The 24,159-nt window shown below is 69.4% G+C and carries 24 protein-coding genes and 1 riboswitch; of the genes, 13 read left to right on the forward strand and 11 right to left on the reverse strand.

All coding sequences use genetic code 11. The features are described from left to right. Positions 1–137 precede the first annotated feature (137 nt). The 4 genes from ACP699_RS09350 to ACP699_RS09365 are packed head-to-tail and all read left to right on the forward strand — an operon-like array spanning position 138 to position 4,625. A complete protein-coding gene (locus ACP699_RS09350) occupies positions 138–1,373 on the forward strand; it encodes an aminotransferase class V-fold PLP-dependent enzyme (protein ID WP_426170758.1) in 1,236 nt (411 codons plus the stop codon). Positions 1,374–1,431: 58 nt separating this feature from the next. Continuing rightward, positions 1,432–2,742, forward strand: a complete 1,311-nt coding sequence (locus ACP699_RS09355; protein ID WP_127483086.1) for an ABC transporter substrate-binding protein — start codon at positions 1,432–1,434, stop codon at positions 2,740–2,742. Between the two features lie 3 nt (positions 2,743–2,745). Beyond that, a complete protein-coding gene (locus ACP699_RS09360) occupies positions 2,746–3,708 on the forward strand; it encodes a carbohydrate ABC transporter permease (protein ID WP_055874626.1) in 963 nt (320 codons plus the stop codon). Further along, positions 3,705–4,625, forward strand: coding sequence for a carbohydrate ABC transporter permease (locus ACP699_RS09365; protein ID WP_302793598.1), 921 nt, complete (start codon positions 3,705–3,707; stop codon positions 4,623–4,625). The genes ACP699_RS09360 and ACP699_RS09365 overlap by 4 nt, the downstream gene beginning before the upstream one ends. A 104-nt stretch (positions 4,626–4,729) precedes the next feature. On the opposite strand, the gene ACP699_RS09370 is transcribed toward ACP699_RS09365, so the two are convergent. The 3 genes from ACP699_RS09370 to ACP699_RS09380 are packed head-to-tail and all read right to left on the reverse strand — an operon-like array spanning position 4,730 to position 7,789. After that, entirely contained in the window at positions 4,730–5,743 is a 1,014-nt protein-coding gene (locus ACP699_RS09370) for an aldo/keto reductase family protein (RefSeq protein WP_017829513.1), read from the reverse strand. Positions 5,744–5,796: 53 nt separating this feature from the next. Beyond that, positions 5,797–6,306 (reverse strand): hypothetical protein, encoded by a 510-nt coding sequence (locus tag ACP699_RS09375; RefSeq protein ID WP_055874629.1) that lies wholly within the window; start codon positions 6,304–6,306, stop codon positions 5,797–5,799. A 10-nt stretch (positions 6,307–6,316) separates the two neighbouring features. Then, the gene (locus tag ACP699_RS09380) at positions 6,317–7,789 is read right to left on the reverse strand and encodes a PLP-dependent aminotransferase family protein (RefSeq protein WP_302793600.1); all 1,473 of its coding nucleotides are present in this window, start codon (positions 7,787–7,789) and stop codon (positions 6,317–6,319) included. A 52-nt stretch (positions 7,790–7,841) separates the two neighbouring features. Between ACP699_RS09380 and ACP699_RS09385 the strand changes: the two genes are divergently transcribed. Beyond that, positions 7,842–8,150: a hypothetical protein gene (locus ACP699_RS09385; RefSeq protein ID WP_302793601.1), complete on the forward strand. Its 309-nt coding sequence runs from the start codon at positions 7,842–7,844 to the stop codon at positions 8,148–8,150. A gap of 40 nt (positions 8,151–8,190) precedes the next feature. Here the strand turns inward: ACP699_RS09385 and ACP699_RS09390 are convergent, their stop codons facing one another. Beyond that, entirely contained in the window at positions 8,191–9,816 is a 1,626-nt protein-coding gene (locus tag ACP699_RS09390; RefSeq protein ID WP_055874638.1) for a DUF4407 domain-containing protein, read from the reverse strand. Between the two features lie 85 nt (positions 9,817–9,901). After that, positions 9,902–10,474 (reverse strand): TetR/AcrR family transcriptional regulator, encoded by a 573-nt coding sequence (locus ACP699_RS09395; protein WP_055876064.1) that lies wholly within the window; start codon positions 10,472–10,474, stop codon positions 9,902–9,904. 65 nt (positions 10,475–10,539) lie between these two features. Between ACP699_RS09395 and ACP699_RS09400 the strand changes: the two genes are divergently transcribed. Next, entirely contained in the window at positions 10,540–11,163 is a 624-nt protein-coding gene (locus tag ACP699_RS09400; RefSeq protein WP_302793605.1) for an NAD(P)H-dependent oxidoreductase, read from the forward strand. Here the strand turns inward: ACP699_RS09400 and rlmN are convergent. Then, positions 11,112–12,413, reverse strand: coding sequence for a 23S rRNA (adenine(2503)-C(2))-methyltransferase RlmN (rlmN, locus tag ACP699_RS09405; RefSeq protein ID WP_302793607.1), 1,302 nt, complete (start codon positions 12,411–12,413; stop codon positions 11,112–11,114). The genes ACP699_RS09400 and rlmN overlap by 52 nt on opposite strands. A 71-nt stretch (positions 12,414–12,484) precedes the next feature. On the opposite strand from rlmN, the gene ACP699_RS09410 reads away from it, so the two are divergent. The 3 genes from ACP699_RS09410 to ACP699_RS09420 all read left to right on the forward strand — a co-directional run bounded on the left by ACP699_RS09410 (position 12,485) and on the right by ACP699_RS09420 (position 14,599). Continuing rightward, positions 12,485–13,045, forward strand: coding sequence for a ribosomal protein L7/L12 (locus ACP699_RS09410; protein WP_127483091.1), 561 nt, complete (start codon positions 12,485–12,487; stop codon positions 13,043–13,045). A gap of 62 nt (positions 13,046–13,107) precedes the next feature. Then, positions 13,108–13,746 carry a bifunctional 4-hydroxy-2-oxoglutarate aldolase/2-dehydro-3-deoxy-phosphogluconate aldolase gene (locus tag ACP699_RS09415; RefSeq protein ID WP_055866152.1) on the forward strand — a complete coding sequence of 213 codons (639 nt, stop codon included), beginning with the start codon at positions 13,108–13,110 and terminating at the stop codon, positions 13,744–13,746. Between the two features lie 103 nt (positions 13,747–13,849). Further along, entirely contained in the window at positions 13,850–14,599 is a 750-nt protein-coding gene (locus tag ACP699_RS09420) for a sulfite exporter TauE/SafE family protein (RefSeq protein ID WP_302793609.1), read from the forward strand. 16 nt (positions 14,600–14,615) lie between these two features. Here the strand turns inward: ACP699_RS09420 and ACP699_RS09425 are convergent, their stop codons facing one another. After that, the gene (locus ACP699_RS09425) at positions 14,616–15,446 is read right to left on the reverse strand and encodes an SDR family oxidoreductase (protein ID WP_017829524.1); all 831 of its coding nucleotides are present in this window, start codon (positions 15,444–15,446) and stop codon (positions 14,616–14,618) included. A 46-nt stretch (positions 15,447–15,492) separates the two neighbouring features. Beyond that, positions 15,493–16,251 carry an SDR family NAD(P)-dependent oxidoreductase gene (locus ACP699_RS09430; RefSeq protein WP_426170767.1) on the reverse strand — a complete coding sequence of 253 codons (759 nt, stop codon included), beginning with the start codon at positions 16,249–16,251 and terminating at the stop codon, positions 15,493–15,495. Between the two features lie 170 nt (positions 16,252–16,421). On the opposite strand from ACP699_RS09430, the gene ACP699_RS09435 reads away from it, so the two are divergent. From ACP699_RS09435 to ACP699_RS09445, 3 genes are all read left to right on the forward strand, one after another. After that, a complete protein-coding gene (locus tag ACP699_RS09435) occupies positions 16,422–17,147 on the forward strand; it encodes an aminoglycoside 3'-phosphotransferase (RefSeq protein WP_055866159.1) in 726 nt (241 codons plus the stop codon). A 98-nt stretch (positions 17,148–17,245) separates the two neighbouring features. Further along, positions 17,246–18,610 (forward strand): TrkH family potassium uptake protein, encoded by a 1,365-nt coding sequence (locus ACP699_RS09440; protein WP_055866162.1) that lies wholly within the window; start codon positions 17,246–17,248, stop codon positions 18,608–18,610. Positions 18,611–18,650: 40 nt separating this feature from the next. Further along, positions 18,651–19,346, forward strand: coding sequence for a potassium channel family protein (locus tag ACP699_RS09445; protein WP_082531386.1), 696 nt, complete (start codon positions 18,651–18,653; stop codon positions 19,344–19,346). Position 19,347: 1 nt separating this feature from the next. On the opposite strand, the gene ACP699_RS09450 is transcribed toward ACP699_RS09445, so the two are convergent. From ACP699_RS09450 to ACP699_RS09460, 3 genes are all read right to left on the reverse strand, one after another. Then, a complete protein-coding gene (locus ACP699_RS09450) occupies positions 19,348–20,139 on the reverse strand; it encodes an energy-coupling factor transporter transmembrane component T family protein (RefSeq protein ID WP_141387109.1) in 792 nt (263 codons plus the stop codon). Then, a complete protein-coding gene (locus ACP699_RS09455) occupies positions 20,136–21,599 on the reverse strand; it encodes an ABC transporter ATP-binding protein (protein WP_288969655.1) in 1,464 nt (487 codons plus the stop codon). Before ACP699_RS09455 ends, ACP699_RS09450 begins: the two co-directional genes overlap by 4 nt. Beyond that, on the reverse strand, positions 21,599–22,243 hold the full coding sequence (locus ACP699_RS09460) for an ECF transporter S component (RefSeq protein WP_017829531.1): 645 nt from the start codon (positions 22,241–22,243) through the stop codon (positions 21,599–21,601). The genes ACP699_RS09455 and ACP699_RS09460 overlap by 1 nt, the downstream gene beginning before the upstream one ends. Next, a riboswitch (TPP riboswitch) is annotated at positions 22,234–22,345 on the reverse strand. Its footprint overlaps the gene before it by 10 nt. An 81-nt stretch (positions 22,346–22,426) precedes the next feature. On the opposite strand from ACP699_RS09460, the gene ACP699_RS09465 reads away from it, so the two are divergent. Beyond that, positions 22,427–24,133 carry a D-alanyl-D-alanine carboxypeptidase family protein gene (locus tag ACP699_RS09465; RefSeq protein WP_426170772.1) on the forward strand — a complete coding sequence of 569 codons (1,707 nt, stop codon included), beginning with the start codon at positions 22,427–22,429 and terminating at the stop codon, positions 24,131–24,133. Positions 24,134–24,159: the final 26 nt, after the last annotated feature.

Consider the following 24,159-nt stretch of genomic DNA (forward strand, 5'->3'; position numbering starts at 1 on the left):
CTCGTGAAGTCTGTCGGAACTCCCCTTCGCAGGGAACTCGTATGACAACTATGTTTCATCTTCTCCTTTTCGTGGCAGTTTTCCACGGCATGTGGCAAAGTTGTGCAACAACTCGCCCGACTCATCGATGAGGACTGATGCCCGCACCGCTGTTCCCCGCACCGCTCACGCTGAACTCCGGCATGCGAGCGCGCGACGCCTGGCCCCTCGACCGGGAAGTGATCCACCTCAACCACGGATCCTTCGGCGCGGTCCCGTCCGTCGTCGTCGAGCATCAGGACGCCCTGCGCCGCCGCGCCGATCTCAGCCCCGTCGAGTGGTTCCCGCGCATCGCCGAACGCGTGCAGGAGGCTCGCGAGCGCACCGCCCCGTTCGTGGGCGCGCGTGCGGAGGACAGCGCCTTCGTGCCGAACGCCTCCGCGGCGGCGACCGTGGTCTACAACGCGCTGCAGCTCGAGACCGGTGACGAGATCCTCGTGACCGACCAGGGGTACGGGGCCATCACGATGGGAGCCGAGCGCCTCGCCCGCCGGTTCGGTGCGACGGTCCGCACCGTCGCCCTGCCCCTGCTCGCCTCCGACGACGAGATCGTGCAGCTCTTCACCGATGCGCTCACGCCCCGCACCCGCCTGATCGTCGTCGACCAGATCACCTCCCCCACCGCGCGGCTGCTGCCCACGCGGCGCATCGCCGACGCCGCGGCCCAGCGCGGCGTGCGAACACTCGTCGACGGCGCCCATGCCCCCGGCCTCGTCCCCGACGCGGCAGCGGTCGCGGGGGGCGACTGGTGGTTCGGCAACCTGCACAAGTGGCCCTGCGCCCCGCGTGGCTCTGCCCTGCTCGTCACGACCGCTCCCGACCGCGACGAGCTCTGGCCGCTCATCGACTCCTGGTCCGCGCGCGAGCCGTATCCCACCCGCTTCGACACCCAGGGCACGATCGACGCCACGACCTACCTGGCGACCCCGACCGCGATCGACTTCATCGAGAGCGAGTTCGGCTGGGCGGCCGCGCGCACGGCGATGGCGGAGATCGCGGATGCCGGTGCCGCGGTGATCGCCGAAGCCCTGCGCCCCTACGGCGACGAAGACCCGCTCACCCCGCTCCCCTCGCCCGTGCCGTCGATGCGACTCGTGCGCCTTCCGCTCGGGCTCGGCGCGACCCGCGAAGAGGCCGATGCCCTGCGCATGGACCTGCTCGACGAGGTGGGCGTCGAGACGGCCTTCACCAGCTTCCGCGGCGTCGGCTACTTCCGACTCTCCGCCCACCTCTACAACGAGGCCGCCGACTACGAGGCCTTCGTCGAGCGCTGCGTCCCGCAGATCCTCAGTCGTGCCGGCATCCGCCGCGCCGACTCCCTCGTCCTTCCCTGACCGCGTCCATCCCCCGCCCGACCGCAACATCCACCCCCACCCCACCGAGAGGCACATCGTGAAGAACAAGATCTTGACGACCGCAGCGGGATTCGGCACCGTCGCCGTCCTCGCTCTCACCGGCTGTTCCGCAAGTTCCGGCCCGTCCGCCGACGGCGCCGTCACCCTGCAGATGGTCGAGAGCCTGACCAACCCCGCCCGCACCGAGCTCCTGCGCGGGCTGCTCGACGACTTCGAGAAGGCGAACCCGAAGATCACGGTCAACCTGGTCTCCCCTCCCACCGAGCAGGCCGACGCGAAGATCCAGCAGATGCTGCAGTCCGGCAAGGGCGTCGACGTGCTGGAGGTGCGCGACATCACCGTCGGACCGTTCGCGAACAACAGCTGGCTGTACGACCTGGGCCCCGACCTCGAGAAGTGGGACGGCTGGGACGCCCTGACCGACAACGCCCAGTCCGCCTCGGTCGCCGCCGACGGCAAGAGCTACTTCGTTCCCTACGGCTTCTACGGGCTGTCGCTGTTCTACCGCACCGACCTCGTGAAGGACGCCGGCTTCGACGGCCCGCCGCACAGCTGGAAGGACCTGCTCGAGCAGGCCAGTGCGATCCAGGACCCGTCGAACAACATCTACGGCTACGCCTTCCGCGGCGGCCAGAACGCCAACAGCAACGTGGTCGCGGCCATCGAGGCGTACACGATCGACGGACTCGACGTCGACGATGCGTTCCTGATGGAGGACGGCTCGACGATCTTCGCCGCCCCCGAGGCGCAGGATGCCGTCGACGACTACTTCGACCTCTTCAAGAAGGCCTCCCCGCCCTCCGCCGTCTCGTGGGGCTACCCCGAGATGGTCGCCGGCTTCACGAACGGCACCACCGCCTTCCTGCTGCAGGACCCCGAGGTCATCGCGACCGTGCAGGACTCCTCGCTGACCGAGGACCAGTGGGACACCGCTCCGCTGCTCGTCGGCCCGTCGGGCAAGGCCGCCCAGCCGCTCGCCGTCGCCGGTTGGGGTGTGGCCGAGAACAGCGAGAACAAGGAGGCGGCCGTCAAGCTGGTCGAGTTCCTCTCTTCGGCCGAGCCCGCCACCGAGTTCGCCCAGGCCAACAGCCTGGTGCCGATCATCACGGCCGCAGCCGACGACGACTTCTACTCGTCGGGCCCGTGGACCAGCTACGTCACCATGACGGAAGACCCGGAGACCTACGTCAACGTGCGCCAGCCGCGCGGGGTCAGCTGGTGGACCGAGTGGATCCAGAAGTCCGACCAGGACGTGCAGAACGTGCTGCTGGGCAACATGTCGACCAGCGACCTGCTGGCGTCGTGGGATGCGTTCTGGACCGAGAAGTACGCCGCGGAAAAGGGCTGACCTGTGGCCCGCACCGCTCAGAAGGGAGGCTCCGTCGGCACTGCTTCGCAGCAGCCAGCCGTCGGGGCCTCCCCGGCATCGCGCCGACGCCCGTTCCGCGGCCGCCAGGCATGGACGCTGCTGGCCTTCCTCGCGCCGGCGATCGTCTTCGTCTGCTGGTTCACCTACTGGCCGATGCTGCAGGGCGCGCGCATGGCCTTCCACGACTGGAACCTGTGGGATCTCACGTCGACGCCGTTCGTGGGCTTCGACAACTTCCTCGCGGTGTTCCGCGATCCTGCGTTCCCGACCGTCGCGGGAAACTCCGTGCTGTGGGTCGTCGGCTCGCTCGTGCCGCAGCTCGTGATCGGGTTCCTGATCGCGCTCGCCCTGCGCAAGAGGTTCCGCTTCCGCGGGCTCTACCAGGCCCTCGTGTTCTTCCCGTGGGCGGTGTCGGGCTTCCTCATCGGCATGCTGTTCCGCTGGATGTTCAACGCCGAGTTCGGCGTGGTCAACGACCTGCTCATGAAGGCCGGGCTGATCGATGCACCGCTGCCCTGGCTGGCCGACCCGAAGCTCGCGATGTTCGCGGTGATCGTCGCGAACGTCTGGTACGGGGTGACGTTCTTCGCGATCATGATCCTCGCGGCCCTGCAGTCGGTCCCCGACGAGATGCTGGAGGCTGCGAGCCTGGACGGCGCCGGCAAGTTCCGTCAGCTGTTCTCGATCATCATCCCGTACATCTCGATGACGCTGCTGCTGACGATCCTGCTGCGCGTGATCTGGATCTTCAACTTCCCGGACATCATCTACGCGATGACCAACGGCGGACCCGCCAACCAGACGCACATCATCACGACCTGGATGATCAACTACACCCAACAGGGCAACTACGGCTTCGCGAGCGCGATCGGCCTCATCGTGATGGCGGTCCTGTTCGTGTTCTGCGCGTTCTACCTGATGGCGATGCGGAGAGTGCAGCGATGACCATGACAGACGCCTCGCGGACGGGCTCCTCGATCACCGAGACCCGCCGCATCACCGTGCCCGACCCGGCATCCGCACCGCGCCCGAAGCCGCGCGTCACGATCAGCGGCATCGTCCGTGTCGTGGGCCTGGGGCTCTGGCTCGTGATCACGCTGTTCCCGCTGTACTGGATCGCGCTGACGTCGATCAAGTCGCCGGGCACGATCAACCGCTTCCCGATCGAGTACTGGCCGAGCGAGCCGTCGCTCGAGAACTACATCAGCCTGTTCCAGAAGAGCTCGTTCGGGGTCTTCCTCGGCAACTCCGCCCTGGTCGCGGTCGTCGGCGGCGCCGTGGCCACCCTCATCGCCCTGTTGAGCGCCTACGTGCTGGCCCGGTTCGAGTTCCGCGGCAAGGGGGCGATCCTGATCGCGTTCCTGCTGACCCAGATGATCCCGGCGTTCATCGCGCTCGGGCCCCTCTACTCGATGATGACCGACCTCGGCCTGGTCGACACCAAGCCGGGGCTCATCCTCGTGTACATCGCGATCTGCATCCCGTTCTCGACCGTCATGCTGCGGGGCTTCTTCGAGAACGTGCCGGATGCGCTCGAAGAGGCGGCGATGATCGACGGATGCTCACGCCTGGGCGCTCTGTTCCGCGTGCTCGTCCCGGTGATGACCCCCGGCATCATCGCGGCGTTCATCTTCAACTTCGTCAACTGCTGGAACGAGCTGTTCCTGTCGGTCGTGCTGATGAACACCGACGCGAACCGCACCGTGCCCTCGGCGCTGAACGGCTTCATCTCCACCTTCAACATCGACTGGGGCTCGATGAGTGCCGCCGCGGTGTTGACGATCCTGCCGACCATGGCGATGTTCGCTCTCGCGAGCCGCTGGATCGTGCAGGGCCTGACCGCCGGCGCCGTCAAGGAGTAAGGCGAGCGCCGAGACCCACGCCCAACGTCGAGACCCACCCGCGCATACGTCAGCGGGGGTGGGTCTCGACGCTACCGATGGGTCTCGGCGTCAGATCAGGGCACTCAGACCAGGCGCGTCTTCGGGGAGGTCGAGTACGTCGCCTCCGCGTCGCGGTTGACCGTGTCGCCCAGTGCCTCGTCGATCGCGGTCATGGTGTCGGCGTCGAGCTTCACACCAGAGGCCTTGACGGTCTCGGCGAGCTGCTCCGGACGCGAGGCTCCGACGAGGGCCGCTGCCACGTTCGGGTTCTGCAGCACCCACGCGATCGCGAGCTGCGGCATCGACAGGCCCGCCTGCTCGGCGATCGGCTTGAGGCGCTGGACGGCGGTGAGGATGTCGTCCTGCAGGAAGCTCTTGATGAAGTCGGCGCCGCTGTGGGGGTCGGTCGCACGCGAGCCCTCCGGCACCGGCTGACCAGGGAGGTACTTGCCGCTGAGCACGCCCTGCGCCATCGGCGACCAGACGATCTGCGAGATACCGAGCTCTTCGGATGCCGGCACGACCTTGCCCTCGATGACACGCCACAGCATCGAGTACTGGGGCTGGTTCGAGATGAGCTGGATGCCGAGCTGCTTGGCGAGAGCATGCCCTTCGCGCAGCTGCTCCGCGGTCCACTCCGAGACGCCGATGTAGAGCGCCTTGCCCTGGCGGACGACGTCGGCGAAGGCCTGGAACGTCTCCTCGAGCGGGGTCTCGTAGTCGAAGCGGTGCGCCTGGTACAGGTCGACGTAGTCGGTGCCGAGGCGCGTGAGCGAGCCGTTGATCGACTCGAAGATGTGCTTGCGGCTCAGGCCGGTGTCGTTCGGTCCCTTGGGGCCGGTCGGGAAGTAGACCTTCGTGAAGATCTCCAGCCCCTCGCGGCGCTGACCCTCCAGCGCCTTGCCGAGCACGACCTCCGCGGCCGTGTTGGCATAGGTGTCGGCGGTGTCGAAGGTGGTGATACCGGCGTCGAGCGCGGCATGCACGGTCTTCACGGCGGCGTCGTCGCCGACCTGTGAGGCGTGGGTGACCCAGTTGCCGTAGGTGATCTCCGAGACCTTGAGACCGCTGTTGCCGAGATAGCGATAGTTGACCATGGATCAACGCTACTGGCTGCCCACTATGGCCGGGCCGGATGCGAGGGAAGAGGTCAGGCGGTCGCAGGAGCGGAGCGTGCCCGGAGCACGGCGACCACCCCGCCGAGCACCAGCAGGGCTGCCGCGGAGGCGCTGGTGATATAGAACGCTCGCACTCCGGGGAGGTAGATGCCCGCCGAGATCATGAAGGTATCGGCCAGCGCCATGCCAGGACCGAACGAGGCGATGAAGAAGCCCGGCGCTCCGAGCATGAGCAGACTCAGGAAACCGGCAGCCGCGATCATCGGAACGGCCCTCGACGTCATCACGATCACAGCGAGGGCGAGGGCGAGCACGACTCCCACCCCGAGAATCATGATGGTCGTCGGCGCGTTGAGCGACTCACCCGCTCCGCTCAGCTCAGCGCGGATCTGGTCGAGGGTGAGCCCGGGAGCGGACGCGAGAGGCGTCCACACCAGGATCTGCACCGCGGCGAGCGCGGCATAGATCGTGACGGCGAGCACGCCGACGATCGAGATCCACAGCGTCTGCATCCGCATGGTCCGACGCTGCATCCGAGTCATGCGGGTCAGCCTAAGAGGACATCCCGAGAGTCTCCCGATACTCGCGCCAGGCCGCTCCGAGTCGGCGGACCCCCTCTGCCAGCACGTCGTCGGGTGCGGTGAACGGGATGCGGATGTGGTCGTCCGGCGACGCGGATACCGCGAACGCCGCGCTCCCCGCGACCGAGACGCCGTGCGTTGCGGCTGTCCTGGCGAGCGCCGCCGCCGACCCCGCGGGCAACCGCACCCACAGCGAGAGCCCGCCACGGGGCGGTTCGACCGTCCAGTCGGGCAAGTGCTCGGCCATGAGCGCCTGGAGCAGTCTCAGCCGTTCCTGGTGGATGCGGCTGTTCGCCCGGCGCAGGTCGTCGGCGCGGGCGATCAGGTCGAGCGCGAGCAGCTGGCCCGGCACGCTGGTGGACTGGTCGGCGAGCTGGCGCGCACCGCGCAGCCGTCGCACGAGCACGGGGTCGGCGCGCAACCAGCCGATCCGCAGCCCCGCCCACACCCACTTCGACACCGACTCGACCACGATGACGGGGGCATCCGCGCGCTCGGCCGCGAGCGTGGGCGGCACGACCCCGTCGAAGGAGATGCCCGCGAGCACGCGGTCTTCGATGACGGGAACGCCGTACTGCGCGGCGAGCTCGGCCACCCGGTGCCTCGCGGGGGCAGGCAGGCGCGACCCGGTGGGATTCTGGTGATGCGGGTTCAGCGCGACGAGCACGGGGCGCAGTCGGGCGAGCGCCTGCTCCAGCGCGTCGACGTCGAGACCGTCGTCCCCCATCGGGACGCCGTGCACCGTGCCACCGCGCAGTCCGACCGAGTCGGTGACTCCCGGCCAGGTGATCTCCTCGGCGAGCACGATGTCGCCGGGCCCCACGAGCGCATTCACCACGAGGCTGATGGCCTGCTGCGCGCCGTGGGTGACGAGGATCTGCTCCGGTGTGGTCGGGGTCCCCTCCGCGCTGTACATGTCGGCGATGAGGGCGCGCAGGGCAGGCAGGCCCGCAGGGTCGGTCTCGGGCAGCAGAGCGAGGTCGAGCCGCGGCTTGTGATCGCGGATGAGCTGCACCCCGAGGTCGGAGATCTGCGGCACGGTGCGCAGGAGATCGATCGCGTTCGGCAGTGCGGAGAACAGGGCTTCTCCTCGCCCCGGTCGCTGGGCGGGCACGGCGGTTGCGGCTGTCCCGGCGATGCGGGTGCCGCTCCCCTGCCGCCGGTCGACGAGACCGCGCTCGGCGAGGTCGGCGTACGCGGCGACGACCGTGCCGCGCGACACGGACCCTGCCGCTGCCAGTGCACGCTCCGCGGGCAGCCGGTCCCCCGGGCGCAGCTCACCACTCGCGATCAGCCCCTCGACGCCCCGCGAGAGCCGGGCGGCGAGAGTGCCGTCTCCCTGTGTCCAGCGGCCGAGCCGTGCCGAGAGCGCCTCCGACGACACGTCACCTGCGTGCACGAGAGATGCCGCTCGTCCCGCAGCAATGGCCGATACCTGATCCATTGGCCCGCCATTGGCCCTGTCTTTCACGCTCATGAGAACCGATTCTGGACCAATGAACGCGCATTTCGCCAGCAGTCCTTCAGAGCCTGGACCAATCAACCCCGATTGGACCATCGCACAGCTCCTGGAGTGGCTCAGCGATGATGTCCGCCAGCACGATGTGACGCTTCAGCATCCGCTCGCCCGCATCGAGGCACTGCTGACCGGAGCGCGCTGGGCACGCACCCCGTCCACCGTTGCATTGATCCGCTCGATCGCCGCCGCTGTCCGCGACGACCCGGCGCGGGGAAGCATCCGGATCAGCGAGCTCTCCCCGCAGCAGGCGCCACGGATGCCGGAGCGCATTGCTCAACTCGCCTGACCGGAGCCTCGCGGAGCCTCGCCGCACCGCGGTGCCCGGCTCAGCCGATCGTCGGACGAACCAGCTGCTCCTGCTCCTCGAGCGTCTGCGCCTGCGCGCGCTTCTCCGCCCGTTCCCGCTCCTGCGCCTCGGCCGCCTCTCGGCGTTCCGCACGCGTCTGCGGCTCACCGGAGCCGGCCTCGGCCTGTACCTCCTGGGACTGGTCCGTCACGATCTTGGCGCGGTCACGGAACCCCTCGGCCGTCACCCGATCGAGTGCGACCTGCTTGCGGATCGCCGCGGCCTTCTCGTAGAGGCTCGGGTCACCGTAGCTCGTGAGCACCTTCACGAGCACCGGCAGCAGCTCGATCATGAAGAACAGCGCGGCGATCAGGATGTGCGCCCACAGGATAGAGGGCTCCTTCTCGCTCAGCCGGTTGAGTCCGCTGATCTGGCTGAGCAGCCCGACGGCCCCGGCGTTGCCCTGCGCCACGGCGTCGGCCCGCGCGTTGTACGCGGCGAGTGCCTGGTCGTAGGAGTCGCGGGCGGTCGGCAGCTGCGACTTCGCCTGCTCGCGGTTCTGCGCCTCCGACGACGAGGTGTTCTCCTTCGCGGCGGTTCCCGCAGCGGCGAGCTCCTCGTTCGCGGTGCGCAGCTGCGCGGCGAGCGCGTCGTAGGTCTGCTGGGCCTCGGCGAGCTGCGCCTTGGCGGCATCCGAGCTGGCGCCCTGGCCGTTGACGCCGGTGCAGCCGGGAACGGTGCCGGCACCCTCACCCGTCAGTTCGCACTGGTACAGCACACGAGCCTGGTCGATCACGGCCTGCTGAGCAGTCATCTTCGCGGTCACGTCATCGACCGTCGCCTGGGCAGCAGACTCCGTGGCCGACGACGCGTCCGTCCCCGCGACGATGCCGGTCGCCGCCTGGTTCTCGAGCTCGGCGACCTTGGCGGATGCCGCGTCGAGCGCGATCTTCTCCGGGCCCGATTCGAGAGCCTCCTGGTCGGATTGCGACTGCGTGATGTTGGTGGAGGCGACCTCGCGGGCGATGTCGTTGTGGAAGATCTGCAGCACGAGCGGCTCGGCGACGACGAAGCCGATGATCGCGGCCATGATCACACGCGGGATCGCGAGGCCGATGAGGCGCCAGACGTTCCTCGTCGAGCTCATGGTCGAGGTGAGGAAGCGGTCGAGGTTGAAGATGATGAGCGCCCACACGAGCGCCAGCGGCACGGCCAGCCAGATGGCCGCCTGCACACCGGTGGTGAGGGCGAAGAGCATCGAGATCGCCGAGACGAGCGCGGTGCCGGCGAGCACGAAGAACATCTGCACGAAGCGCGGCGTCTCGCCGGGGACGCGGTCGAGGATCTCGCCTTCCGCTCCTCCGAGGATCGCGAGGGTCCGCGCGCGCGAACCGGGAGTGCGCGGTGCGCGCGTCTTGCGGGGCCGGCGCGCGCGCGGCTCGCGCGGGGGCTTCACCAGGGCGGGCTCTTCTGAGACGAGGGCGTCGGCGATCGGGGTCGCCTCCGACGGCGCGGATGCGGACGCCTCACGGGTGGCGTCGTCCGTGCCGGTGGGCTCGAACTCGCGCAGGAAGTCGAGGTCATCCGTGACGGCGTCGGGTTCGCTGTCGAGGATGATCCGACCCTGCGAGTCGTAGCGACCCGGTCGATGGGCGGAATAGGGCATCCGAACAATCTACGAAAGGTCGCCTGTGCATCGCGTGGAAGAGTGCTTTGAGCGACTCACAGCTTGGGCGGCGGAACCGGGCGGATCAGGTTGCCGGCAGAAGCCGATCGAGGGCGGCGGCATAGGCGGAGAGCCCGTCGTCGAGCGTGAAGTGCCCGGCGGCGGCCAGCGTGCCGAGCCCGTGGATCAGACCCCACAGCGCGACGACATCGGTCGGTCGGTCCAGGCCCGCGGCGGCTGCACTCTCGGCGAGCACGGCCTCGAGCCCGTCGATCAGAGGCGCCATCGTCGGGGTGGGAGCCCCGGGCACGCAGACGGTCGGGTCGTAGACCGCATCGAACGCGTGCGGATGCTCGACCGCGAAACGGATGTACGCGGATCCCCCCTCGGTGAGCGCGGCCCGCGGGGTGCGGGCGTTCTCGGCGGCGGCGCGGACCCGGTCGAGGAGGTCGGCCATGCTGCGCTCGGCGATCGCCTTCAGCAGTCCGAGCCGGTCCGAGAAGTGGTGATAGGGGGCGTTGTGGCTGACGTTCGCGGCCCGAGCGACCTCGCGCAGGCTGATCTCCGCCGCGGGCATGCGCTCCAGCAGCTGCATCGCGGCGTCTTCCAGCGCACGGGCGAGATCGCCGTGGTGGTAGCCGTCCTTCGAACTTGACATGAGCAACATCCTCTCCTATCTTGACAGTGTCCACCAGCTTGACACTGTCCAGATAGGAATCCGACATGCCCGCTCTCGTGATCGACGGCCATCCCGATGCCCGCTCCCTGACCGCTGCGCTCGCGCAGCGCTACGCCGCAGCCCACGGCGACGCGCGCGTGCTCGCCCTCCGCGACCTCGACTTCGACCCGAACCTGCGCTTCGGCTACCGCGAGCGCATGACGCTCGAGCCCGACCTCGTCGAGGCGAAGCGCGCACTGCAGAGCGCCGACACGGTCGTCATCGCGACGCCGCTGTGGTGGGGGTCGGTCCCCGCCCTGCTGAAGGGCTTCTTCGACCGCGCCCTGCTGCCGCAGCAGGAGTACCGGTACACGAAGCTCGGTCTCGTCGAGGGCCTGCTGCCGGCACGCCACGGCCGCCTGCTCCTGCTCGCGGACACACCCTGGTACTTCGTGCCGTTCACCGGATTGCCCGCGCAGACCCACGTCGCCCGGGGGACGATGCGCTTCTGCGGGATCCGCTCGGTGCGCACGCACCACATGCTCGGTGTGAAGGACGCGAGCGATGCCACCATCACGCGGTGGCTCGACCGCGCCGAACGGCTGGGCGCCGCGGACGGACGCCGAGCGGGTGCGCCTCAGCCGATCGCGGCGGAAGCGGCCTCGTCCTCGGTCGTGGCGACGAGCTGACCGCAGGCGCCGTCGATCTCCTTGCCGCGGGTGTCGCGGAGGGTCGTGGGGATACCGGCGTCGTTGAGCCTGCGCACGAACTCGTTCTGCACCGGGATCTCCGACGAGGTCCAGATCGAGCCGGGCGTCGGGTTCAGCGGGATCGGGTTCACGTGCACCCAGCCGCGGCCACGCTGATTGAGCTTCTCGGCCAGCAGGTCGGCGCGCCAGGCATGGTCGTTCATGTCCTTGATGAGTGCGTACTCGATCGAGACGCGGCGACCGGTCTTGGCGTAGTACTCGTAGGCGGCATCGAGGGCCTCGTCGACCTTCCACCGCGAGTTCACGGGGATGAGCTCATCGCGCAGGTGGTCATCGGGCGCGTGCAGAGACAGCGCGAACGTGACCGGGATATTCTCGTCGGCGAGCTTCTTGATCGCGGGCACGAGGCCCACGGTCGACACCGTGATGCCGCGCGCGCTCATACCGAGGCCGTCGGGCTGCGGGGCGACCATCGAGCGCACCGCATCCATCACGCGCTTGTAGTTGGCGAGCGGCTCCCCCATGCCCATGAAGACGATGTTCGAGACACGCTCCATGCTGTGGTCATCGGCCTTCTTGCCACCGAGCCCGCCTTCGGCGATCAGACGGTTGGCGCGGACGATCTGCTCGATGATCTCGGCCGTCGACATATTGCGGGTGAGCCCCGCCTGTCCGGTCGCGCAGAACGGGCAGTTCATGCCGCAGCCGGCCTGGCTCGACACGCACAGCGTGATGCGGCCGGGGTAGCGCATGAGCACCGACTCGACCAGCGCGCCGTCGTGCAGGCGCCACAGGAACTTGATCGTGTCACCGCGGTCGGTCTCCAGGCGTCGCACCTCGGTGAGCAGAGGCGGGAGCATGCCGGCGACGAGCTGCTCCCGGGTGTCGGCCGGGAGGTCGGTCATCTGCTCGGGGTCGGACGTGTAGTGACGGAAGTAGTGCGTCGACAGCTGCTTCGCGCGGAAGCCCGGAAGCCCGAGCTCCTTGACCTTCTCGGTGCGCTCGGCCGGGGTGAGGTCGGCCAGGTGCACCGGCGGCTTGCCGCGCTTGGGGCTCGCGAACTGCAGCAGCGGACGCCCCTCGGCATCCTTCTGCTGGGTCCACCCCTCGGTCGCGGGGCGCACCTGCGCCGTGCGCGTCTCGCGGACCTTGCCCTGGGCGGGCCGACCCTGCGGGGCGGACGCGGATGCTGCGGAGCGCGTCTCGCGCGTGCGGGGAGTCTCGGTCATACCCTCCAGGGTACGCGGTGGCGGATGGGAACGCCCTGGGGCGCGGGAGGCGACCTCTCTAGACTGAGCCCATGGATGCCGTGCTGTGGATCATCGCGATCGTCGTCGGCCTGATCGTGGTCGTCGCGATCCTCGCGGTCGCACTGCGCGGCATGCGCCCGAAGCTGCCGGAGCCACAGGTGTTCACCCCGTCGCCCACGACCGCGCGCACGGCTCCGGCCTCGTCCGCGTCGGCGTCGGTCTCGGGTCTGACGCCGACCGTGATCGCCGAGATCGACCGGCTCGTCTCGGCCGGGCAGAAGATCCACGCGATCAAGCTCTACCGCGACCACTCGGGCGTCGGCCTCAAGGAGGCGAAGGACCGCATCGAGCACTGGTCGGTCAGCACCACGGCGCCGCACCTCGCAGCCGTGTCGAACGCCACGGCCACACGCTCATCGATCACCCCGACCGCCATGACCCCGTCGTCTGTGCGCGCCTCGCTGCCGCCGTCGGTCGCCACCGAGATCGACAGGATGGTCGCCGGCGACTCCGCCATCGCCGCGATCAAGGCGCTGCGCCAGCACACCGGGCTCGGCCTCAAGGAGTCGAAGGAACTGATCGAGGCCTGGCCGCGCACCCACGCCTCCTGACCAACTTGTCGTTACAGGCTGCGCCCGGGAGAATGGACGAGCCCGCCCGATGAAGGAGCCCCATGCCCGACCGTCTCGACCGCGCCCGCACCACCGGCATCCTCGCCGTTCTCCGCGCCCCCTCCCCTGAACTGGCGCTCGAGGCCTCCGAGGCGATCATCCGCGGCGGTGTCACAGGCATCGAGGTGACCTTCTCCACGCCCGATGCACCCGCCGTCATCCGCGAGCTCATCGCACGCCACGGCGACGCCGCCCACATCGGCGCCGGCACCGTGACCACCGCAGCGCAGGCGGAGCAGGCCGCAGAGGCGGGCGCCGAGTTCCTGGTGAGCCCCGGCACGCTGCCCCACCTCACCCGCAGCATGCTCGACACGGGTCGCGTCGTGATGACCGGAGCCATGACACCGACCGAGGTCATGGCCGCGCTCGAGCTCGGCGTCGACGTGGTGAAGATCTTCCCGGCATCCCTCGGCGGCCCCTCGTACCTCGGCGCCCTGCGCGGACCGTTCCCCGACGCTCCACTGATGCCCACCGGCGGCGTGAGCCCCGACAACCTCGCCGCGTGGTTCGCCGCCGGCGCGGTAGCGGTCGGCGCCGGGGGCGACCTCGCGAACGGCGCGTCGATCAAGGCCGCCGACTGGGCCGACATCGAGCAGCGCGCTGCACGGTTCGCGGCGGCTCTCGCCGCCACGCGAGACTGATCGCCCCGCACCCGCCGACCCAGGAGGCCGCTGTGATCGACGCCACCCGCGATCTGCTCGCCGCAGCGCGCGGTGACGACGCGATCGTCGCCGAGTTCGAGAGGTGATCGCGCTCGATCCGTGGGCCTGGTCGGCGCTCGCCCTGGCCGCGGTGACGATCGGCATCTCGAAGACGGCGCTGCCCGGCGGCAGCATCCTCGCGATCGCGCTGTTCGCGGCGGTCCTGCCCGCACGCACCTCCACGGCGGCGATGCTGCTACTGCTCATGGTCGGCGACGTGTTCGCGCTCATCGCCTACCGTCGGCATGCGCATTGGCCGACGCTGCTGCGTCTGGCCCCCGCGGTCATCGCCGGCCTCCTGGTCGGATTCACCTTCCTCGCGCTCGCCGGCGACGGCATCGTCCGCCGCGCGATCGGGGTGATCCTGCTGCTGATGATCGCGGTGACGCTGTGGCGCCGGTGGCGGCAGAGCAGGGCGGACGCCGCGGCTCCGCCGTCCGGTGGCATCGTGCTCGCCGGTACCTACGGCACGCTCGGCGGCTTCACCACCATGGTCGCGAACGCCGGGGGGCCGGTCATGTCGATGTACTTCCTGGCCACACGCACCCCGGTGCAGGTGTTCCTCGGCACGTCGGCATGGTTCTTCGCCATCATCAACGCGATCAAGGTGCCGTTCCTCGCGGGTCTGGGACTGTTCGAGACACCCGTGCTGCTGATGGATGCCGTCCTCGCCCCGCTCGTCGTGGCCGGTGCGCTCCTGGGCCTGTGGGTCGCGCGGAAGATGAATCAGCGGGTGTTCGACCGCATCGTGATCGTCCTCACGATCGTCGGCGCCGTGTACCTGCTGTTCTAAGGAGACCTCCCGCGTCTCAGTCGAGGAAGATGTCGGGGAAGAGCGCGTCGTCGGGGGTGCCGGGGATCGCGGCGTAGCCGGAGAAATCGGTGACGCCGTCGGCTTCGAGCACGTCCTCGACGATGAGCGTCTGCCCCGTGAACGACGCCGCGGGCTTGAGCAGCACGGCGTAAGCGGCATCGGCGTAGATGTCCGGCGTGCGGCTGGCGGCCATGACCTTGTCCCCACCGAGGAGGTTCTGCACCGCCGCGGTCGCGATGGTGGTGCGCGGCCAGAGCGTGTTGGCGGCGATCCCGTCGCGCGCGAACTCGGCGGCGAGGCCGAGCGTGACCATGGTCATGCCGAACTTGGCGAGCGTGTACCCGGTGTGCGCGCCGAGCCACTTCGGGGTGGGGTTCAAGGGCGGCGACAGCGACAGGATGTGCGGGTTCTCGGCATCCTTCAGGATCGGCACCGCCGCTCGCGAGAGCATGAACGTTCCGCGCACGTTGACATCCTGCATCAGGTCGTACTTCTTGGCGTTCAGGTCGAGCGAACGCGACAGGTCGATCACGCTGGCGTTGTTGATCACGATGTCGATGCCGCCGAACTCACCCTGCGTCTTCATGACCGCCTCGGTGATGTCGTCGTCGTCGCGCACGTCGCCGACGATCGGCAGGGCCTGGCCACCCGCCGCACGGATCTGCTCGGCGGCGGTGTGGATCGTGCCCTCGAGCTTCGGATGCGGGGTGTCGGTCTTCGCGAGCATCGCGATGTTCGCACCGTCTGCGGCAGCCCGCAGCGCGATCGCGAGGCCGATGCCGCGGCTGCCGCCCGACATCAGGATGGTCTTGCCTGCAAGGGACATGGGTTCTCCTGGGTTCTCGATCGCGAAGGGAAAGGCAGCCGCGGGGTCAGCGCGGCGCCATGCGGATGGCGCCGTCGAGGCGGATGGTCTCGCCATTGAGATAGCCGTTCTCGACGATCTGCTGCACGAGCACGGCGTATTCGTCGGGGCGGCCGAGCCGCGACGGGAAGGGGACCTGCTGGCCCAGGGAGTCCTGAGCGGCCAGCGGGAGACCCATCAGCATCGGCGTCTCCATGATGCCGGGAGCGATCGTGCAGACCCGGATGCCGTAGCGGGCGAGCTCGCGCGCCACGGGGAGGGTCATGGCGTGCACGCCGCCCTTGGATGCGGAGTAGGCGGGCTGGCCGATCTGGCCGTCGAACGCGGCGACGCTCGCGGTGTTCACGATGACGCCGCGTTCCTCGTCGTGCAGCTCGTTCTTGGCGATCACGGCAGAGGCCTGCGAGATGACGTTGAACGTGCCGACGAGGTTGATGCGGATCACGCGCTCGAAGTCGGCGAGCACGGCGGGATTGCCCTCGCGGTCGAGCACCTTCGCGGGCGGAGCGATCCCTGCACAGTTCACGACGACGCGCAGCGGAGCCGCCGCCTGCGCGGCCGCGACGGCCGCCTGAACCTCATCGGCGTTCGTCACATCCGCCGCGACGAAGAGCCCGCCGAGCTCGTCCGCGATCTCGGCACCCTTCGACGAGGCGAGGTCGATGATCGTGACGTGCGCTCCCGCGGCGACCAGCCGACGCGCCGTGGCGAGTCCGAGCCCCGAGGCCCCACCGGTGATGAGTGCACCCTGTCCGCTGATCTGCATCTGATGTTCTCCTTCGAACGTCGTCGTGCGACATGCATTGATGGAACGCAGTATCAGCCTACGTGGTTCTTGGTTTCACCACGACCGGGGGAACTGCATCGAGAGCGAGCCTACGACACCGCCTGGATCGATGCAGGATCCCGCTCATCGTGGTCGGGCAGGATGGACGGATGAGCATCCCCTCCACCTCCGTCGACGTCCCGGTGCGGGTTCGCGAGCTCGCCCGCGGCGCCGCGCTCACACCGGTCTGGCTCAATGGGATCGGGGGGCTGACCTTCCGCACCGACGACGGCCGGTACATCAAGTGGGGGCCGCTCGACGACGAGGCGAACATGCGCGACGAAGCCGAGCGCATGAGGTGGGCGCGTACCTGGATCTCGGTGCCCGAGGTGCTCGAGCAGGGCCAGGATGACGCGCACGAGTGGCTCGTCACGGTCGCGATCGATGCGAGCAGTGCCGTCGACCCTCGCTGGGCCGCCGAACCGGAGACCGCGGTGCGAGCGGTCGGCGTCGGCCTTCGCGCGCTCCACGATGCACTGCCGGTGGCCGAGTGCCCCTGGGAATGGAGCACGCACCAGCGGATCGCCGACGCCGCGGAGCGCGGCACGATCGTGGCCGAAGACCTGCTCCAGGCACCGCCGATCGACCGGCCGGTGGTGTGCCACGGCGACGCCTGCATGCCCAACACGCTTCTCGACGCCGACGGACGCCCCACCGCCTTCGTCGATCTCGCCGCCCTCGGAGTCGCCGACCGCTGGGCCGACATCGCCGTGGCATCGATGAGCACGATGTGGAACTTCGGCACCGGATGGGAGGACACCCTCATCGAGGCCTACGGCGTCGACCCCGACCGCGACCGACTCGCGTACTACCGGCGGCTCTGGAACGAGACCTGACCCGGACCTCTCCGAGGCGGCCGTCGAGGCCGTCGTGCACCGTCTCGATCCGCCGGGCGGCACCCGGATGATCGTCTCGAGGAGTAACGTCACTTCTCGTGTTGACCCTCCCCGCTCCGGCGCGTCGCCTCCCGCGTCGGCGGGGCTTCGCCCCCGCCCAGGCGATCGCCCTCGGCTTCGGGGCGGCGATCCTCGTCGGCACCGCGCTTCTGATGCTCCCGTTCTCGTCGCGCAGCGGCGTCTGGACGAACTTCGTCGATGCGCTCTTCACCTCGACCTCTGCGGTGTGCGTGACGGGACTCATCGTGGTCGACACCGCGACCTACTGGAGCCCGTTCGGCAAAGTCGTGATCCTGCTCCTGATCCAGCTCGGCGGGCTCGGCATCATGCTCTTCGCGGCCCTGATCGGCTTCGCGCTCGCTCGCAAGCTCAGCGTGCGTTCACGGATCTTCGCCGGCACCGAGACGAAGTCCACGGGTGTGGGCGACATGAAGCGCACCGCGATCGGCATCCTGATCACGACCTTGATCATCGAGGCGGCGGTCGCGACGGTCCTGTTCGTCCGCTTCTGGACCGGCTACGACTACGACGTGGGCCGAGCCGCCTGGCACGCCGTCTTCCACGCCGTGTCGTCCTTCAACAACGCGGGGTTCGCGCTGTACACCGACAGCCTGATCGGGTTCGTGTCCGACCCGTGGATCTGCATCCCGATCTGCATCGCGATCATCCTCGGCGGGCTCGGCTTCCCCGTGCTTCGACAGCTCCGGAAGGAGTTCAGGAACCCGCTGCACTGGTCGATGAACACGCGGATCGTGCTCGTCGCCACCCTCGTCCTGCTCACCCTCGGCACGGGGTTCACGGTGGTCGTGGAGTGGAACAATCCCGGCACGCTGGGACCGCTCGATCCCGCCTCCCGCATGCTGGCGGGGTTCTTCCATTCGGTGCAGGCCCGCACGGCCGGTTTCAACTCCGTGGACACCTCGCTCATGCACGATGAGACCTGGCTCGTCACAGATGTGCTGATGTTCATCGGAGGCGGACCGGCAGGCACCGCCGGCGGCATCAAGGTGACGACCTTCGCCGTCCTGTTGTTCATCATGTGGACCGAGTTCCGCGGCGGGACCGCGGTGAACGTGTTCGGCAAGCGGCTCTCGCGGTCTGTGCACAGGGAGGCCATCACCGTGGTGATCGTCGCCCTCGCCGCGGTGATGAGCGCAGTGATCGCGATACTCGCGATGACGGATCTCGACCTCGATCGCGTGCTCTTCGAAGTCGTCTCGGCGTTCGGTACCGTCGGCATGTCCACCGGCATCACGGCCGATCTGCCGGCGGCCGCGCAGCTCATCCTCGTTCTCCTGATGTTCCTCGGCCGGCTCGGACCGCTGACGCTGGGTTCCGCACTGGCCCTGCGCCAACGGCAGACGGCGTACGAGCTGCCCAAGGAGCGCCCGGCGATCGGCTGACCGGTCTCCCCCCACGATCGCTCGACGACAAGGACACCACATGACCAAGTTCCTCTCCTTCACCCCCGACGCCCGGCGCATCGCCGAAGCCGATTCCGTCGCGGTGATCGGCCTCGGACGCTTCGGGACCTCCCTCGCGCTCGAACTGATGTCGTCGGGCACCGAGGTCCTCGGCATCGACGCCGACGAGGACATCGTGCAGTCCCTCAACGGCGAGCTCACACAGGTGGTCAGAGCGGACTCGACGCGGCTCGACGTGCTCCGACAGCTCGCGGTCGGCGAGTTCGATCGTGTCGTCCTCGCGATCGGCAACGACATCACCGCGTCGATCCTCACCGCGTCCCTGCTGCTCCAGCTGCAGGTACCCGTGATCTGGGCCAAAGCGGTCGACGAGCAGCACGGGGCGGTCCTCGAACAGCTCGGCGTGCATCGCGTCATCTATCCGGAGAAGGACATGGGCCGACGCGTCGCCCACCTCGTGCGCGGCGCCGCCGCCGACTACCTGGAGATCGACCGCGGCTACGCGATCGTCAAGACCGTCGCACCCCGGCACCTGCAGGGCATCACCTTGAGAGAGGCCGCCGTGCGCAGCACCCACGGGATCACGGTGGCCGCGTATCGACCCGAACGAGGGGAATGGCGAAACGCCGAGGCCGACACCGTGCTGGGCGAAGGAGACACCGTGCTCGTCGTCGGTCCGACCACGAAGGTCGAGAGGTTCGCGCAGTTGCGTTGACTCAGCCCGAGGGGCCGAGGATGAAGTTCCACGCTCCGGTGACGACGGCGGCAGCGACCGCGATGCCGGAGATGGCCGCGCCCACGGCGAGCAGCAACCATTCGGCCGCCCCGAAGCGCGACTCTCGCGCCCAGGTGCGCCGGCCCGGCGCCCCGAAGCCCCGCGCCTCCATGGCCGTCGCCAGTTTGGCGCCGCGGCGGATGGAGAGCACGAGCAGGGCGAAGGCCATCCCCAGGAAGCGACGGATGCGGCCGCGATCGGCCACGCCCCTGGCCCGACGCGCCAGCTCGAGCGCACGCCAATCGTCGAGGAAGAGGCCCACCATCCGGAGGCCCGCGAGGGCACCGAGCACGAATCGGGCGGGCAGACGGACGATCTGGCCGAGACCGTCGGCGAGGTCGGTCGGATCGACGGTGATGAAGAGCACCACCGACGGCAGCGCGATCGCCAGCACACGCAGCATCGTCGCGAGCGCCAGCGCGAGCGACCCCTCGCTGATGCGCAGCACGAACCAGTCGACGTAGACGACGCCGCTGGTCTGACCGTAGAGCGCGATCGTGAGACCGGTGAGGGGCGCTGCGAGCCACACCGGCCAGGTCCGCACCCAGAACTCGCGCCAGCCGATCCCGGCGAACAGGAACAGCACGAACTCCAGGGCGAGGGCGACGGAGGCCGAGACCGGATCGAGAGTCAGGATCAGGGGTACCGCGATGAGCGCGCTCACCCCGAGCTTGGCCACCGGGTTGACCGTGGCGAGCGCTCCGGTGCGTGCCCGTGTCTCGAGAAGGCTCATGACGCACCCCCCAGCTCGAACCGCGCGGCGTGCAGGGCGCGCACGACTTCGAGGTCGTGCGTGATCGTGACGATGGCCGCACCCTCGTCTCGGAGCGCGGCGAGCATGGCGACGAGTTCGGCCCAGGTGCGGGCGTCCTGCCCGAAGGTGGGCTCGTCGAGCACGAGCACGCGCGGTCTGGTCGCGATGGCTGCGGCCACCGTGAGCCGGCGCTTCTCACCGCCGGAGAGCGTGTACGGGTTGGCGGCGGCGAGGTGGGCGAGGCGCAGACGGGCGAGCAGCTCGTCGCTGCGAGCGGTGATCTCGTCGTCGGTCATGCCGAGCGCCCGCGGCCCGACGGCCAGTTCCTCGCGCACGGTCTTCGCGAGCAGCTGATGCTCCGGCTCCTGGAACACCATGCCGATGCGGGTCAGCAGATCCCGTGAACTCCAGCGGATCGGCGCGGACACCGCACCGTTCGCGAGGAGCGTGGATGCCTCGACCGCGCCACTCGCTGGAGGCAGGAGCCCGGCGAGGGTCAGACCGAGCGTGGACTTGCCCGCCCCGTTGGGCCCGGTGATCGCGAGCGCTTCCCCCGCGTGCACATCGAGGTCGATACCGGTGGCGACAGGACGCCCCTTGACGCGGGCGACGGCCAGGTCGCGCGCCGAGAGCAGGGTCTCCCCTGCCCCTGGCGGCCAGAGCGGGGGCGGCGGCGCGGCGGGAGGATGCCCCGGCACCCAGACGCCGTCCGCGGCCAGCTGCGCACCACGGACTCCGAGGACTTCCGCCGGTGCACCGTCGGCGACCACACCGCCGCTCCCGATCACGATCACGCGCGTGATGAGCGGCAACCAGACCTCGAGGCGGTGCTCGACGACGATGAGCGTCGACGGCTGAGCCTGCAACATCCGCTCCACGGCATCGCGCACCTCGATGACCCCGGCGGGATCGAGATTCGCCGTCGGTTCATCGAGCAGCACCAGACCCGGCCCCATCGCCAGCACCCCGGCGAGCGCCAGCCGCTGCTTCTGCCCACCGGACAGGGCCTTGGTCGGATGCCCGAGCGGCACATCGAGGCCGACGGCATCCAGGGCCGCCTCCACCCGCGGCCAGATCTGCGCTCGCGGCACTCCGAGGTTCTCGCAGCCGAACGCCACGTCGTCGCCCACTCGCGCGAGGATCACCTGGGAGTCGGGGTCCTGCAGCACGAGCCCCGCACGTCCGCGGGTGGCCACGGCAGGAGCGCCGTCGACGATCAGCGTGCCCTCGCTCTCGCCCTCTTCCTCACCCCCGAGCACGCCGGCGAGGCCGTGCAGCAGGGTCGACTTGCCCGCACCCGACGCGCCGAGCACGAGCACACGCTCACCGGGCTCGATGCGGAAGGAGATGTCGCGCAGCGCCCAGGCGAGGCGACTCGCGTGACGCCACCCCCAGCCGCGGGCCTCGACGGCGGCGGGGGCCGTCTGATCGGCCGACATCAGACGCGGACGCGCGCCTCGCGCCCGGAGCCGAACCGGTCCAGGGCCCCGGTCGCGGCGATTCCGCGCGCCAGCACCCAGGACAGAGCACCTGCGATGACGGCACCCGAGATGACCGTGCTGATCAGGTAGATGATGGTGAAGGCGGGGCCGGAGCCGGCGTACCAGAGCACGAGATTGTTGATGCCACCGGCAAGGGCGGCACCGGCTCCCGCGAGGATCGCGACGGGCAGCGACCAGCGGCGGTAGAAGAAGAGCAGGAAGACCAGCTCGGCGCCGAGCCCCTGCACGAGTCCGGCCTCGAGGGTGAGGAACCCGCCCCACTGGTTGCCGATGAGCGCCGAGACGACCGCCGCGAGTAGCTCGACGTAGATCGCCGCCCCGGCCTTGCGGATGATGAGTCCGCCGAGCACGCCGGCGAAGAGCCACGGGCCGTCGAGGAGCCCCTGGATGCCCGGCAGCAGCGGCTCGAGCAGGGCCTTCGGCCCGAGGTACCCGACGTTCCAGGCCAGGAAGATCAAGCCGGCTGCGACTCCGAGGACGCTGGCGACGACGATGTCGACGATCCGCCAGCGCAGGTAGCTCCGGCCCGGGGTGTTCCCCTGCGTCTTCGCGGTCGCGGATGTGGACGTGGACGTACTCATCTGAACTCCTCCCTGCGCTGGCATGACCCAGATCAGGTTCGACGGTCGAAGCGCGATTCGCTCCCTCTCAGCCCGGCTCGCCGGACTCCCGTGGTTGTGCTGACGATCCTACCGCCGGCGACACCCGCACGGCGACAAGGCCGCGCACCGCGGAACTCGCCCGGGATTGGGTACCGTAAACGAGTGACCGCTTCAGATCCCGCCGACGAGGCGACGGGCGTCGTCGGCGACGACGGCCCGGCGAACGCCTCCCCCTCCGGACCTGTCGATGCTGCGGCAGCCGGTTCGGTGCTGACGGCCGAGCAGACGTCGACACCCGCGCTCGCCGCGGAGCCGGTGGTCGCGCCGGATCCCGTCGTGCCGCCGGAACCGGTGGTCGCGCCGGATCCCGTCGTGCCGCCGGAGCCGGTGGTGTCGCCGGAACCGGCGACCCCCGCCCTGACCAAGCCGCCTTTCGTTCCTCGCGAGCCCATCGCCGCAGAGACCTCTGACGACGCCCTCGCCCTGCTGGACGGCGCGTCACCCCGGTGGGCGGATGACACCACCACCGCCACAGCTCTGACCTGGGTGGACACCGCGACGGTCGCCGCCGGCACCGATGCCGCGACTCTCGACGAGACGTCGGAAGCCGAACCGACGGACGGCCTGCTGCGGGGGGCGCGTCTTCGTCCGGCCATCGCCCGCCCCGGAATCCTGGTGCCTCTGGCCACGCTCGTCGGCATCGTCGCCGTGTACGCCGGCACCACGCTGCTGTGGCCGTTGCACGAGGTGCCGCCCACGGTGCAGTCGGTCGAGTTCGCGACGACGCCCGCCGCCGCTGCCACGGTCACCTGGCCGACCGAGGGCGCCGGCGCCGTGGGGATCGCCGGCATGGGCACCGCGGCATCGGTCCCCGATGCGGTGAGCATCGCGAGCATCACCAAGGTGGTGAGCAGCCTGATGGTGCTCGACCGGATGCCGCTCGCGCTCGGCGAGCAGGGCCCCGAGTTCTCGTTCACCCGCGCCGACAGCGTGAAGTACTGGGACTACCGCCGCAGCGACCAGTCCGCCCTCGATGTGCCGATCGGCGGCGTTCTGACGGAGTATCAGCTGCTGCAGGGCACGCTCATGGGCTCGGCGAACAACTACATCGACCGCCTGGCAACCGAGATCTGGGGTTCCGATCGCGAGTTCGCCCGTGCCGCAGAGGTCTGGCTGCGAGAACGCGGGCTCACCGGCATCACCGTGGTGACGCCGTCGGGCTTCGACGAACGCAACGTCGCCACTCCCGAGGCCCTGATCGCCCTCGGTGAGCGCGCCATGCAGAACCCGGTGTTCGCAGAGATCGTGGGGACCAGGTCGGTCGATCTTCCGGGTGCCGGCACCGTCGTGAACACGAACGGAATGCTCGACGACCCCGGTGTCGTGGGCATCAAGACCGGCACGCTCGTGGGCTGGAACCTGCTCACCGCGAAGGATGTGATCATCGGCGACACGACCGTGCACCTCTACGCCGCGGCCCTGAACCAGGCCGGCAACGACCAGCGACTCGCCCTCACCCGCTCCCTGTTCACCGAGGCGGAAGCCGCGCTGGAAGCTCAGGCCCCGGCCGTCGCGAAGAACACGGTCGTCGGTCAGGTCACGACCCCCTGGGGTGAGAAGGTCGACGTCATCACCGAATCCGACGCCGACGTGGTGCTCTGGAACGCAGCGACCGCCACGGCCACGGCGGACTTCGCCCTCGGCGACGAGCGTGAGCAGGACGACGCGGTGGGGACGCTCACCACAGCCGGCCCCCTCAACACCACCACGACGCCTCTGGTGCTGGCCGAAGACGTCGAGGGCCCGAGCCCGTGGTGGCGTCTGACCCACCCGCTGGAACTGCTCGGCATCACGACCGACCGCTCCTGACCACCCTCTCCGCTCACGCATCTCCC

It is taken from the genome of Microbacterium sp. DWRC1-3, from assembly GCF_049896645.1.
Classification (GTDB): domain Bacteria; phylum Actinomycetota; class Actinomycetes; order Actinomycetales; family Microbacteriaceae; genus Microbacterium; species Microbacterium maritypicum.